Raw genomic sequence first — 13,192 nt, forward strand, 5'->3', positions numbered from 1 at the left:
GCTCTTCCGATCTTGAATAATGGATTCCTGCTTCATCTGGCCCAAAATATCCCGGGGGAGGCGCGCGGCACGCGCGGCGGGGGCAGAGCCCCCCACCCGGCCGGGGCAAATACGCCGGTCTTACATATGGATCACGCGGCCATAGGCATCCAGCACACTTTCGTGCATCATCTCTGACAGTGTCGGGTGCGGGAAGACAGTGTTCATCAGGTCTTCTTCCGTTGTCTCCAGCTGGCGACCGACCACGTAACCCTGAATCAGTTCGGTAACTTCGGCACCGATCATGTGGGCGCCCAGCAACTCGCCTGTTTTGGCATCGAACACGGTTTTGATCAGCCCGTCAGGCTCACCCAAAGCGATGGCCTTGCCATTGCCGATAAAGGGGAAACGGCCGACTTTGATGTCGTAACCCAGCTCTTTGGCTTTTGCTTCGGTATATCCAACCGAGGCAACCTGAGGCTGGCAATAGGTGCATCCTGCGATGCTTTCGGGTTTGACCGGGTGCGCATGTTGACCCGCGATGAGGTCCGCGACCATGACACCTTCGTGGCTTGCTTTATGTGCAAGCCAGGGCGCGCCTGCGATGTCACCGATCGCATAAAGGCCCTCAACCCCGGTGCGGCAATACGCGTCCGTAACCACATGTGTCCGGTCGATCTTGACGCCCAGAGGTTCCAGACCAAGGTTTTCGATATTGCCAACGATCCCGACAGCCGAGATCACTGTGTCGAACTCTTGTTTCTCGACCTTGCCCTTTACCTCGATATGCGCGGTCACTTTCCCCTTGCCACGGTCCAGCTGCTTGACCATGGCTTTTTCCATGATGGTCATGCCCTGTTTGGTGAACGCCTTCTTGGCCAATGCGCTGATTTCGGCGTCTTCGACCGGCAACACCCGGTCCATCACCTCGACAACTGTGGTGTCTGCGCCCAGCGTATTGTAGAAGCTGGCAAACTCGATGCCGATTGCACCAGACCCGATGACGAGCAGTTTTTTCGGCATCCGCGGCGGTTGCAGCGCGTGCTTGTAGGTCCAGACCAGATCGCCGTCAGCTTCAAGGCCCGGCAGTTCCCGCGCCCGTGCCCCGGTTGCGAGAATGATGTTCTTGGCGGTCAGTTCCTCGGTGCCTTTGTCGGTCTTGACGCTGACCTTGCCTTTTGCAGGGATCGTGGCCTGACCCATCACAACGGCAACCTTGTTCTTCTTCAGCAGATGGCCAATGCCTCCTGACAGCTGCGCGGCCACGCCACGGGATCGTTTGACCACCGCGTCCAGATCATATCCGATCTTTTCGGCTTTCAGACCGAAATCCTTGGCGCGCTCCATCAGATGGAACACTTCGGACGACCGCAACAGCGCCTTGGTGGGAATACAGCCCCAGTTCAGGCAGATCCCCCCCAAATGCTCGCGCTCGACAACCGCGGTTTTCAAGCCCAGCTGGGCTGCGCGGATTGCAGCGACATAGCCGCCGGGGCCAGCCCCGATTACGATCAGATCATAGGATTGTGCAGCCATGTGTTCCTCTCGGCGCAGGAGTTGAAAATTTAGTTTACCATTAAACTATTATTCGGAACGCATCAATATACCCGTCCCGCGACAAATAGGACGCAGGGTAAGCGATGCCTGAACTTGCGGATTTCAGCCTATACCCCGGGCCATGCAATGGCTAGAAAAGAAACGCCGACACCGGTCGGACCTACTCTTTTCTCAACCCATTCAAGGGGCTGACCATGGCCAAAACTCTGAAAGATCTGCTGCTTGCCCTGCTCAACGCCACATTGATACTTGTTGCGCTGTGCCTGTTTCTGGGCTGGAAACTGGCGTCGAAAGCCGAAAGCATCACTGCTGAAGTCTCGCAAACGGTTCAGGCCGTGACCCCCATCCGGGATGAGGCGAAGGGCATTCGGGACGAGCTTGCGGCGCTGCGGACTGATTTGACGGCGATTTCACAGCAAGACACGTTGGCAGACAGCCAAGCCGCGCAAAACCTCCAGGCAACGCTGGGCCGCCTGAATGCAGCAGAACAGAAGCTGCAAACGGTTCAGGAGCGGATTTCGGAACTTGCTGACACGCCAGAAGTGCTGATTGCGCAGGCGATCCAAACCGGTGCCGATATCGCAGCGGAACGCGTTCTGGCATTAAGGGGATGCACGCCTAAGTCATAAAGCGCAGCCGCGGCCAAAGCGCGGTTGCGGTTTAGCGCTTAGCCCGTTGCCTGTAGTTCGCGCACGGTTGTCCCGTACCCGCCCATATCGACATAAGCAGTTTCGTGCGGGGTCGAGCTGCGGGACAACGCTGCGTTCCGATACGGGAAACGACCAAACTTGCGGATCACCTCGCGATGCGCTCTGGCGTGCAGCAGGTTGCTTGCGTCGCTGCTCATGTTTTGGCAGATCAGACGCACACAGCGTTCCTGATCGCACAGGTTTTCCGAGTGCATCATGGGCAGGTAAAAGAACTGTCTGGCCGGTTCGTCGATCTTCTTGTCCCAGCCTTTGTCGACTGCGCATTTTGCTGCCGCCAATGCCGCACGATCAGTCGAGAAGGCACGCGCCTCCCCCCGGAACATGTTACGTGGGAACTGATCTGTCAGGATGATATAGGCCAGCGCCCCGCTGGGGTAAGTCAACCAGAGCGAAAACCGGCCCGCTGCCGCCGCTTCCCAAGTTGGCTGAAACCGCGCCCGAATGTCTGCATCCAGCGCCTCATCCTCAAGATACCAACCCTTAGGGCCAACTTCATCTAACCAAAAACTCAATACTTCTTCAGGCGTTACCATTGCCTTAAACTCCGTCAATTGCCCGCGCCCCAGACGTAACGTCATTTAAGTCCCTTTTACAGAACTGTTACAGTAACATATTGCAACACAAACGACATAATTCCGTGTCTCAAGCGGTTTCGCGCGCACCTTCTTCGAACTCTGCTTCTGCCGCCTCAATGGCAACTTCCTGTGCAACCTCGAATGCAACGGGCGATGCAGTGGGATAAAGCGTAGACATGGTGCCGGTTTCATCAACAGGAACTGCTGCACGCTGGGTCATCCGGTAAACCGAATAGGCGGCCAATGCGACAAGCAACACGGCAATGATCAGGAAAAAGCCCGGCGGGCCAAAGACTGCGTCACCCATCAGCCAGCCTGTGATAACGGGTCCGGTAATTGCCCCAAGGCCGTTGATGAAGATCAGACCACCGGATGCCGCGGCCATATCCTCGTATTCCAGAAAATCGTTGGTGTGCGCAATCAGCAATGAATACAAAGGGTTGGTCATTCCGCCGATCACAAAAGCAGACGCCAGGAGGATTTCGAAGGAAAAGCCATAAAGCATACCACTGACGGCGCCAACTGCCCCGGTTGCCGCAACCAACAGGATCAGGAAACGCCTGTCCATCCGGTCGGAAAACCAGCCCAGCGGGTATTGCAGGACAATTGCCCCAACATAGAACGCCGCCACAAATGCCGAGATTTCAACCAAGGACAATCCGGCCTGAGCCCCATAAACCGCCGACATCCCGAACTGCGCCGAGAACACGCCCCCCAGCAGGAACATGCCGACACACCCCAGCGGAGAGCTTTTCATCAACTCCCGCAGCGTCATCGGCTTGGTGGTATCGAACGCCGGAGTTGGTGAGATCGACAGCAAAATCGGTGCGAAAGAAACCGAAACAAGGATCGAGGCGATCACGAATGTTTCGTACCCGGCCGGGTCGCCCAACAGGAAAAGGCCCTGCGCGCCGATGATACCCAACATCTGAACGATCATGTAAAGCGACAGGGCCTGCCCGCGATTTTCGTTATTTGCTGCGTTGTTGAGCCAGCTTTCCGCAGTGACGTAAACACCCGAGAAACAGAACCCGATCACCACGCGCCCCAGAACCCAGGCAATCGGGTCTGCCAGCATCGGATACATGATCATCACGGCCGAAATGAAAGACGCCAGCGCCGCAAAGACCCGCACATGACCAACACGCCGGATCATCTCGGGCGCAAGCCGTGAACCACCCAGAAAACCAACAAAATATGCTGACATTACAAAAGACATCTCAAGAGTTGAAAACCCCTCAAGCTGTCCGCGAACACCCAGGATCGTGCCCTGAAGGCCGTTTCCGACCATCAGCAACCCCATGCCGAGCAACAATGCCCATGCGCTGGACAGAACCTGAATCATTTGGGCCTCCGATAGGTGCCAAGCTGGTTTGAGTTTTGTTCTGCGATCAAAGACCGCTTCCATCGCGCTTGTCTACGACATTCCCTGTCGGTGATGCCGTATGCGCGCCTATCCGGGGATCAAAAGCGACGCATCGCCATAAGAAAAGAACCGGTATTTCTGCGCGATGGCATGGGCGTAAACCTCGCGCATCCGGTCCTGACCCATCAACGCCGAAACCAGCATCAACAACGTGGATTTCGGCAGATGAAAATTTGTCATCAGCGCATCGGTAACGTGAAACCGGAAACCGGGATAGATGAAGATATCGGTTTCACCTTCCCACGGTTTGATCGTGCCCGAACGCGCAGCACTTTCGATCAGGCGCAGGGCGGTGGTGCCCACCGGGATGACACGCCCGCCCGCAGCTTTGGTGGCTTGTATCTCGGCAACAGCCTCGGCGCTGACCTGCCCCCATTCGGCATGCATCTTGTGGGTTGTCACATCCTCGACCTTGACCGGCAAAAAGGTTCCGGCGCCGACATGCAGGGTCACATGTGTGACGGCGACACCCCGGTCCGACAAAGCCTGCATCAGGGCATCGTCAAAATGCAACGAGGCGGTCGGGGCTGCCACCGCACCGGACCTGCGGGCCCAGATGGTCTGATAATCCGTCTTGTCCTGCTCATCCGCCGGACGTTTGGCGGCGATATAGGGCGGCAACGGCATCGCACCGGCCTGATCCAGCGCCTTGTCGAAATCTTCTCCGCTAAGATTGAAGCGCAAAAAGGCCTGCCCGTCTTCCGCCCGATCCAGCGTCGCGCTCAGATCGGCCGAAAACACGATCTCTTCCCCCGGCTTCACTTTCTTCAGCGGCTTGATGAGCGCAGACCAGGTGCCATCGGCCTGCGGATCCAGCAGAGTGGCCTCGACCCCGGCGGAAACCGGGCCTTGCGCGCTGTCCCTGTGGCGCCGCCCGTTCAGACGCGCCGGGATAACGCGTGTGTCGTTCAACACCAGCCGGTCACCCGGACGCAGGAAATCGGGCAGATCGAACACGTGGCTGTCCACTGTACCACCCCCCTGCGCCACAAGCAGGCGCGCAGAGGATCGCGGGCAGGCAGGCCGCGTGGCAATCAGGTCGTCGGGCAGGTCGAAATCAAAATCGCTGAGCTTCATGACCGCGCCTTACAACCCCGCAAAAGATTCGGCCATATCCCGTCAGCGGTCACTGGGAGGAGAGCCAAATGTCGGTTTCGGCTCGTCAGGTTCCACCGGCGCAGCATTGGGGCCGTCCGAGACCTTTGGCGCAGGCTGACGCAACAGATCACGCAAAAACAAGGGCGCCAGACCGGACAGAGGGTTCACCGCGACTTTGGGCGAGGATATCGGCCCGGTCAGCGTGTAGTTGAATCCGATGACACCTTCGCCCTTGCGGGTAAACACGCTGCCAACGGCATTGAGAAGGTAAATCGGTGAAATCGCCCCCCGCAGGTTCAGCAGGCTGTTCACGGTGTCGATTGTTCCATCAAACGAAAGCCCCATTGACGGGCCAACAGCGCTGCCACTCAGCACTTTGATGTCGGTGGGCGATATCCTCATGCGGCTGTCAATCGCCGAAAAGAAGATCCCCTGCCCGGCCATCTCGTCCAGCAGACCAACAAGGCTGATCGCGTTCAGGATCGCGGCCATGGCCGGGGCATCGGTGATCCGGGTATTAACGATCTTCAGGATCACGTCGTAACTGCCGGGCGCAGCCACCGGTTCAAGCTTGAGGTCCAGATCACCGCCGCGCGCCTGTGTCAGAACCCCGGCTGATCGCAAAACGGCCCCCGCGTCTTTCGACGTCAGGTCAACGGCGCTTCGATTTCCCCGCGGGGTCACTTGACCGGCAACAGCCGCTCCGCCGTTCACCCGCGCTGTGAAAGTGCCATTTACGCCACCGGTCGTCTGGAACGCACCCCGGAAACCTGTCAGCGCAACAGTTTCGGTGACCTGAAGACGGTCCAATGTCACGTCCAGTTTTGGTCCGGCACCTCCGCCTCCGCCCGATCCGCCGCTTTCCCCGAAGTTTGCACGCCCCATGTTCAGCACACCGCCTAAGACGCGGATATCCGGGACAGCAGCCCCCCGCCCGATCAGTTCCGCCGGAACCGCCAGCCAGTCCCCCAGATCGAACGAGCTGAACTGGACACGGTCATATTCACCGTTTTCGTGAAAAGAAATGGATGCGGTTGTGCGCAGTCCCGCTGCGTTGATCCGCAGGTCGTCCACTTTCAGCTGCGCGCCCAACGTCGCGTCGGCAGTCAGCGATCCTTTGGTGTTCGCCGCCTTGCGCCAGCCGAGTTCAGGGATAGCTAGCGCCACGCCCTGAAGGTCCGAAGCAACAGACAGTTTCGGAGGTGCCCCAGCGCCCAGGCCCAGTGTAATATCGGCAACCCCTTTGCCCGTCAGCATCCCCGGCGGCAGGCCGGCCCTGATCTCATCCATCAGACGCGGGGACAGTTCGATCTGGCCGGTCAAGGTGCTGCGCTGTTCGGTTTCGCCGTCAATAGGCTGCTGCCAAAGTGCTTCTAGCGGAACATCGCCGAACTGACCCAGCCCCTGAATCTGAACACCCGACTGATTGCCGGAAATATCCAGCATCGGGGCACTTACAGAAAATCCCGGTACCAGACGGTCACTGGACAGATTGGCCAACGTTCCGTTGAAGTGAAATTCGGTATCCTGAAACTTTAGTTCTTTTATCAACGGCAGGGACAGCGTTCCGGTCAACGCAACCGTGCCTTTGGCAACGTCAACGGGCAACCCGGCCTTGCTCAGCAATTCCAGCGGTGGTCGGTCCAGCAGCGACAACGCAGAGGTCACGCTGCCCCTTGCCTGAATACGCGCGATGCCGGGTGCGGATTTCTTGATATCCGTGTCAGGTATGATGAAGGACGTCCCCGCGGCATCCACACTTCCCCCGTCATCGGCGACCACCACCCCCTGCTGCGCGGTGACCGTAAACCGGCTGTCGATCAGACTGGCCTGACCTTGTGCATCTTCGATTGGCGGCAGGGTCTTGGCAAAGCGGACCTTGGCTTGCTCGAACCCGAAATCAAGATACAGGTCCGGTTTGGAACCGGGCTCCAGACGCAGGGCGAAATCCATGTCCGACAAAACCCCCTGATAGAGGTTTTCCGTCACCCATTCCCGTGGCTTCGGCGCCAGACGCTCGGGCCAGTAACTCAGAACATTGTCCGAGCTCATCTGATCCAGATGGGCATCCAGCGCCACAGCCCAGCCATCGGGACGACCGTGCAAAACCCCGAAGGCGCGCACGGTATGACCCGGATCCTCGATGGTCATCTGGCCAAGGCGCAACTGGAACGGGTTGAACGCCATCTTGAAATCCACGCTGGCACGCGACAGCTGAATCGGCTCCGGGAAAAGATTTGCCGGGTTCACATTGATCCCGGACAAGCGCAACTGCGTCTCCAGACTGTCCAGCACACCGTCCTCAGCCCCTTGCAGAAACGCCTTTCCGTCGGCCTGAACTGTGCCCCAGGCCGACACCACCGATACCTCATTGAAGTCCAGCATCTGGGCTTTCGGGTCATAGGTGAAATACGTGCGAGCAGATTCGAAAGGAACCGGGCGCGTTTCCGGGTTGGGCTGCACCGCCCCGGCCCCCAGATTGAGGGTTGCGAACACGGTTCCTGTGGCCCCGTTCTCATCGACACTGCCCCGCAAAGCCCCTGAAATCGGTGCGCGTAGAACCTGCAACCAGGCAAGGGCCGGGCTTTGGCCTGCTATGTCTTCGGCCGGAAGATCGGTGACCGAGATGCCAAAGCTGGCGGCAGGCGTGCCCAGCACGCTGGTATAGTTGGCTTCGATACTGCTGACATAGTCCCGCCCGGCCAGAACCGAAAACCCGGTCGCAAGCCGCACTTCGTTGTCACTGCGGTTCGCCTGAATATGCCCACCGTCCAGAACCCACGACCGCCCCTGCCGCAGGTCGCGGTAATCCAGCGTAATCGCATCTAGTTCGACCGAGGTCAGCGCCGACAGGAGCGGAGACTGAAAGACCTCGTCCGATCCCTCGATCAGCTGTGCAAGGTCCGGCGCTTCCTGCACCGGCGCGCTGCCCGATCCCACGGTCAGGGTCAGCGCCCCGTCCTGATCGCGGGTCATGGCGATCTGCGCGCCACTCAGAATGATGCGCTTGGGCCGGACCTGACCGCGCAGCAAGGGACGCATGGCCAGGCTGGCGCGCATATCGGATACCTGCGCAATCTGCTGGCCTGCGGCGTCACTGATGGCAACATCGGTCAGCCGCAGACGGGGGCGCCAGCCTTCGTGGATGATGAAACTGACGTCTCCAAACCGGATTTGCAGCCCGCCCAGCGCCCGTTCCAGCCGGGCTTCGACCCTGTCGCGCAGCCACACAGGTGCGTGCATCCTCTGCCCCACGACCATGAAACCGGTGAACATCGCCAGAAGCACCAGCACGATGGCCCCACGCATGGCCCACAGACCAGCGGTGCGGCGGCGCGACCGACGGCGCACAGGCTTGCCCGGCTTTGCTTCGTCGTCTTCGTGCTGCTTCAATTTGCTATCCACGCCTTCCAACCCGCACGCGTTGCCCTATGATGAAGGGCAGCCTTTAAAAACCTTTAGCGGAGTTTCCAATGCCCGACGTTTCAGACATCGCCCCCGACTTCACTTTGCCGCGCGACGGCGGTGGCGAGGTGACGCTTTCGGCGTTGCGCGGTGGCACCGTGGTTTTGTTCTTCTATCCCCGTGATGATACGCCGGGCTGCACCAAGGAATCCATCGGTTTCTCAGAGCAGCTTCAGGCGTTTACCGAGGCAGGGGCTCACGTTTTCGGCATTTCGCGGGACAGCGTCGCCAAGCATGACAAGTTTGTCGCCAAACACGGGTTGACCACTCCGCTCTTGTCGGACGAAGGCTCGACCGTCTGCGAGGACTATGGCGTATGGGTTGAAAAGAACATGTATGGCCGGAAATCGATGGGGATCGAGCGATCGACCTTTGTCATTGATAGCGAAGGACGCATTGCCAAGGTCTGGCGCAAGGTCAAGGTGCCCGGCCATGTGGATGAGGTGCTGGAAGCGGTGAAGGCGATCTAAGCCCCCCTCGACCTGCCGCGCCATCCGGTCTATCACCCGCGCTGACATGCCAAAGGCGGAGCGACCCGGTGCCCAAAACACTGACACAGATGGCGACAGAGGTTCTGACAACAGCGGACGGGCGGGCCAAAACCGCCCTGTCCAAAGCCCATGCCGCCGCGTGGTTTGCCTCCCGCAAGGCCGAGGGTGAACCCATCGAGATCGGCACCGCATCACCGCCCCTGTCCCCCGCGCGCCCGGACAAGCCCGAGCTGTTGTCCCCGCGTGAGGTACCCAAACGGAAACCGGGTACCGAAGCCGGGCGCATTGCCCTGCTGCACGCGGTTGCCCATATCGAGCTGAACGCCGTCGATCTGCACTGGGACATCATCGCGCGTTTTGGCCATGTACCCATGCCCATCGGGTTCTACGATGACTGGGTGAAATGCGCCGAAGAGGAATCGCGCCATTTCGAGATGGTTTGCGATTGTCTGGAACAGATGGGCAGCCACTACGGCGCCCTGCCCGCCCATGCTGGCATGTGGCGCGCTGCCGAGGATACTGCCGAAGATCTGATGGGGCGGCTGGCCGTTGTGCCCATGGTGCTTGAGGCGCGCGGGCTGGACGTGACGCCCGGCATGATCGAGATATTCCGCAAGGCCAAGGCCGAACAGGCCATCGCCGCGCTCGAAGTGATCTATGCCGAAGAGGTCGGCCACGTCGCTTACGGCTCAAAATGGTTCCACTTCCTGTGTGGCCGGGAAAACGCCGACCCCAAGGATGTGTTTCACGCGCTGGTCCGGCGGTACTTCCACGGTGTTCTCAAGCCCCCCTTCAACGAAAAAAAACGGGCCGAGGCCGGGTTGCCCCCCGATTTCTACTGGCCCCTGACCGAAGACCTGCCTGCGCCCGGAGACCTCTCGAACTGACACTTTTGCGTTATTTTCGGCAAAATCTCGCCGATCTTTGCGGGATTTCAGCGCCATTTGCACCTGATTGGTCAACAAACTTGCCCGAACGCCGCTGCCGCTTTATGCAATCGGCCCAAGGGACGGCAGGCACTCACGACCGGTTCCGATCTTGGGGATGAAAGGTAGGGCGCGTGCGAACACGTCTGACAATAAAACTGCACTCACTGCTTGAGCGGCATTTCCCGGAACGCCGGGTCTTTCTGAAATCCGACAAGGACACAAGGTTTATCCGGCTCAGTTCGGAAACTCAGGTGGTCGCAGTGGCCGGAGTTGCCGTCATGGTCGGATGGACAGCGGTTGCGACAGCCATACTGTTGATGGACAGCATCGGGGCCGGGAATTTCCGGGAACAGGCAAAGCGCGATCAAGCCATCTATCAGGAACGCCTGAACACCCTGTCGGCAGAACGCGATTCCCGCGCACATGAAGCACTGGCCGCTCAGGACCGGTTCAATGCCGCGCTGGACCAGATTTCCGCGATGCAGTCGGAACTGCTGGCCTCGGAAAACCGTCGCCGCGAGCTTGAGACAGGTATCGAAGTTATCCAGACAACATTGCGCGCCACGATGAAACAGCGAGAAGAGGCGCGCTCAGAGCTGGCCCAATTGAAACAGGACACCAGCGGCTCTGATATGTATGCCGCGGTTTCCAGCGCCCCGGTACAGATGGCCTTCATGACCGACGCCTTGGCGCGGACCGCCAAAGAACGCGATCTGATCGCCTCCAACGCGCAGGACGCGCTGGAACAGCGGGACGATCTGGAACTTGAAATCCGTCTGATGCAGGAACGCAGCGACGAAATCTTCCGCCAGCTGGAAGAGGCGATGGTCATCTCGGTCGAACCTCTGGACAAGATGTTCCGTCAGGCCGGAATGCCCACCGATCGCATCATCGAAGAGGTCCGGCGCGGATATAGCGGTATGGGCGGTCCGCTGACCCCTTTATCCCTTAGCACACGCGGCGAAGAAGACGAGCTTTCGCCCGAAGAAGTCCGCGCAAACACGTTGCTGCGCCAGATGGATCAGCTGAACCTGTACCGGATTGCTGCGGAAAAGGCCCCCTTCGCCAATCCCGTACATTCTGCCGTGCGTTTCACCAGTGGCTACGGCAACCGGCGTGACCCCAAGTCCGGTGGTCGTCGGCAGCATAACGGTGTCGATTTTGCGGGACCGCAAGGCACCGATATATTCGCGACCGCTGATGGTGTGGTCACGCATGCCGGCTGGCAATCAGGCTTCGGACGCCTTGTGAAAATCAAGCACGCGTTCGGAATTGAGACACTTTATGCTCATAACACCAAGATCAACGTAAAGGTCGGCCAAAGGGTCTCGCGCGGGGATCATATTGCTGATATGGGTAGCACCGGACGGTCCACCGGCACGCATCTGCACTATGAGGTGCGCGTGAACGGAAATCCCGTAAACCCAATGACTTACATCAAGGCTGCGAAAAATGTTTTCTAAAAGCAAAATCAACGAGCCCGCACCCAAAGCACCTGAGGCGGCCAAACCTGCCGCTCCGGCGACCCCAGCGGCCCCTGCTCCGGCTGACGCGAAACCTGCAATGGCACCCAAGCCCAAGCCGCCGGCCTCGGTCCTGTCCTCGGATCTGCACATCACCGGCAACATCAAGACCAGCGGTGACATTCAGGTGGAAGGCACTGTCGAAGGCGACATTCGCGCCCATCTGCTGACCATTGGTGAATCGGCAACGATCAAGGGCGAAGTCACCGCAGATGACGTTGTGATCAACGGTCGCATCGTTGGCCGCGTGCGTGGTCTCAAGGTTCGCCTGACCTCGACCGCCCGTGTCGAAGGTGACATCATCCACAAGACCATCGCCATTGAAAGCGGCGCGCATTTCGAAGGCTCGGTTCAGCGTCAGGACGATCCCCTGAACCCCGGCCGCAGCGCCAAAGCCGGATCGAACCCGGCGGCAGAAGTCAAACAGTAAGCAGACTGCACTTCATGTCAGGGCGCCGTGGGGAAACCCGTGGCGTCATTTCTTTTGAGTGTCCGGATGATCCGGGATTCCCGTTTTCGTCCCTTTCTGATCGCGCTACAGTCGATCCATGTTGCTTTTTCTGACGGTTGTCGCGCTGATCGCTGGCGCTGCGGCCTTTCACTTCTGGTCTAAAAGACAATCCCGCCTGACCTTGCTGGCCACGTCGCTGTCCCAGCACCAGCGCGATATTGTGAGCGCTCAGGTGCCGATAATCCGGAAACTGCCCAAAGACTTGCGCGGGGCGCTGGAAGGAAAGATCAACCTGTTCCTTGATCAGGTCGATTTCGTCGGCTGCGACGGGCTGGACGTCACCGAAGACATGCAGGTGTCGATTGCCGCGCAAGCCTGTCTGCTCGTGGTGAATACGGACCAGTGGTACGACAACCTGACGACCATTCTGGTTTACCCCGGTGCCTTCAAATCAAAACAGCGCCGTCACAGTGGCTATGTCGTCACCGAACAGGAAATCATCCGCAGCGGGGAAAGCTGGAACCGCGGCCCCGTGATCCTGTCCTGGGCCCACAGCCAGCGCGGTGCCCTGAATGATCACGATGGCCGGAACGTCGTCTTTCACGAGTTCGCGCACCAGCTTGATGACCTCTCGGGCGCAACCAATGGTGTTCCCGTGCTCAGCAATGGCCAAAGCTTTGGCGAGTGGGAAACCGCCTTTCTGAACGGTTACAAGGCACATGTTCATGCCGTGGAAAACGGAAAACCTACAGTGATCGATCCCTACGGCGCGGAAGGGCACGAAGAATTCTTTGCCGTTTCGGTCGAAGTGTTCTTTGAACGGCCGAAGGAACTGAAATCCTCTGACCCGGCAATCTACGAACAGCTGTCAAAGCTTTTTCACCTTGATCCCGCTCTATGGCACAGGGGTCAGTTCTGACCCGATTGAGGAAGCGTCGTAAAAAATTCCCCGTTCGCAACAATTTAACATAAGTTAATTCTTGAATTA

11 protein-coding genes are annotated in these 13,192 nt (G+C 58.9%); 6 read left to right on the plus strand and 5 right to left on the minus strand.

From position 1 onward, the window contains the following. Nucleotides 1–120 precede the first annotated feature (120 nt). Complete coding sequence (gene lpdA, locus ACR0DY_RS13400) at nucleotides 121–1,515, minus strand: dihydrolipoyl dehydrogenase (protein ID WP_480545431.1); 1,395 nt, start codon at nucleotides 1,513–1,515, stop codon at nucleotides 121–123. Between the two features lie 215 nt (nucleotides 1,516–1,730). Here lpdA and ACR0DY_RS13405 point away from each other — a divergent pair, with 215 nt between their 5' ends. Continuing rightward, on the plus strand, nucleotides 1,731–2,165 hold the full coding sequence (locus tag ACR0DY_RS13405; protein ID WP_480545429.1) for a hypothetical protein: 435 nt from the start codon (nucleotides 1,731–1,733) through the stop codon (nucleotides 2,163–2,165). Nucleotides 2,166–2,203: 38 nt separating this feature from the next. On the opposite strand, the gene ACR0DY_RS13410 is transcribed toward ACR0DY_RS13405, so the two are convergent. From ACR0DY_RS13410 to ACR0DY_RS13425, 4 genes are all read right to left on the minus strand, one after another. After that, nucleotides 2,204–2,779 (minus strand): DUF924 family protein, encoded by a 576-nt coding sequence (locus ACR0DY_RS13410; protein ID WP_267364025.1) that lies wholly within the window; start codon nucleotides 2,777–2,779, stop codon nucleotides 2,204–2,206. A 109-nt stretch (nucleotides 2,780–2,888) separates the two neighbouring features. Continuing rightward, the gene (locus tag ACR0DY_RS13415) at nucleotides 2,889–4,166 is read right to left on the minus strand and encodes an MFS transporter (RefSeq protein ID WP_480485322.1); all 1,278 of its coding nucleotides are present in this window, start codon (nucleotides 4,164–4,166) and stop codon (nucleotides 2,889–2,891) included. Between the two features lie 108 nt (nucleotides 4,167–4,274). Then, entirely contained in the window at nucleotides 4,275–5,324 is a 1,050-nt protein-coding gene (gene queA / locus ACR0DY_RS13420; protein ID WP_480545427.1) for a tRNA preQ1(34) S-adenosylmethionine ribosyltransferase-isomerase QueA, read from the minus strand. 42 nt (nucleotides 5,325–5,366) lie between these two features. Further along, entirely contained in the window at nucleotides 5,367–8,750 is a 3,384-nt protein-coding gene (locus tag ACR0DY_RS13425) for a YhdP family protein (RefSeq protein WP_480545425.1), read from the minus strand. Between the two features lie 68 nt (nucleotides 8,751–8,818). Here ACR0DY_RS13425 and ACR0DY_RS13430 point away from each other — a divergent pair, with 68 nt between their 5' ends. The 5 genes from ACR0DY_RS13430 to ACR0DY_RS13450 all read left to right on the plus strand — a co-directional run bounded on the left by ACR0DY_RS13430 (nucleotide 8,819) and on the right by ACR0DY_RS13450 (nucleotide 13,123). Next, nucleotides 8,819–9,280, plus strand: coding sequence for a peroxiredoxin (locus ACR0DY_RS13430; protein ID WP_480480442.1), 462 nt, complete (start codon nucleotides 8,819–8,821; stop codon nucleotides 9,278–9,280). An 89-nt stretch (nucleotides 9,281–9,369) separates the two neighbouring features. After that, entirely contained in the window at nucleotides 9,370–10,188 is an 819-nt protein-coding gene (locus tag ACR0DY_RS13435) for a ferritin-like domain-containing protein (RefSeq protein WP_480481647.1), read from the plus strand. Nucleotides 10,189–10,361: 173 nt separating this feature from the next. Then, nucleotides 10,362–11,693 carry a DUF5930 domain-containing protein gene (locus ACR0DY_RS13440; RefSeq protein ID WP_209503613.1) on the plus strand — a complete coding sequence of 444 codons (1,332 nt, stop codon included), beginning with the start codon at nucleotides 10,362–10,364 and terminating at the stop codon, nucleotides 11,691–11,693. Continuing rightward, nucleotides 11,683–12,183 (plus strand): bactofilin family protein, encoded by a 501-nt coding sequence (locus ACR0DY_RS13445; RefSeq protein ID WP_209596778.1) that lies wholly within the window; start codon nucleotides 11,683–11,685, stop codon nucleotides 12,181–12,183. Before ACR0DY_RS13440 ends, ACR0DY_RS13445 begins: the two co-directional genes overlap by 11 nt. Nucleotides 12,184–12,301: 118 nt before the next feature. Next, a complete protein-coding gene (locus ACR0DY_RS13450; RefSeq protein ID WP_480504764.1) occupies nucleotides 12,302–13,123 on the plus strand; it encodes a M90 family metallopeptidase in 822 nt (273 codons plus the stop codon). Nucleotides 13,124–13,192 lie beyond the last annotated feature (69 nt).

Source organism: Ruegeria sp. O6 (assembly GCF_056535045.1).

Bases quoted from the DNA above. Each gene is read 5' to 3' on its own strand.
- lpdA (WP_480545431.1), bottom strand. From the start codon at position 1,515: ATGGCTGCACAATCCTATGATCTGATCGTAATCGGGGCTGGCCCCGGC.
- ACR0DY_RS13405 (WP_480545429.1), top strand. From the start codon at position 1,731: ATGGCCAAAACTCTGAAAGATCTGCTGCTTGCCCTGCTCAACGCCACA.
- ACR0DY_RS13410 (WP_267364025.1), bottom strand. From the start codon at position 2,779: ATGGTAACGCCTGAAGAAGTATTGAGTTTTTGGTTAGATGAAGTTGGC.
- ACR0DY_RS13415 (WP_480485322.1), bottom strand. From the start codon at position 4,166: ATGATTCAGGTTCTGTCCAGCGCATGGGCATTGTTGCTCGGCATGGGG.
- queA (WP_480545427.1), bottom strand. From the start codon at position 5,324: ATGAAGCTCAGCGATTTTGATTTCGACCTGCCCGACGACCTGATTGCC.
- ACR0DY_RS13430 (WP_480480442.1), top strand. From the start codon at position 8,819: ATGCCCGACGTTTCAGACATCGCCCCCGACTTCACTTTGCCGCGCGAC.
- ACR0DY_RS13435 (WP_480481647.1), top strand. From the start codon at position 9,370: ATGGCGACAGAGGTTCTGACAACAGCGGACGGGCGGGCCAAAACCGCC.
- ACR0DY_RS13445 (WP_209596778.1), top strand. From the start codon at position 11,683: ATGTTTTCTAAAAGCAAAATCAACGAGCCCGCACCCAAAGCACCTGAG.
- ACR0DY_RS13450 (WP_480504764.1), top strand. From the start codon at position 12,302: ATGTTGCTTTTTCTGACGGTTGTCGCGCTGATCGCTGGCGCTGCGGCC.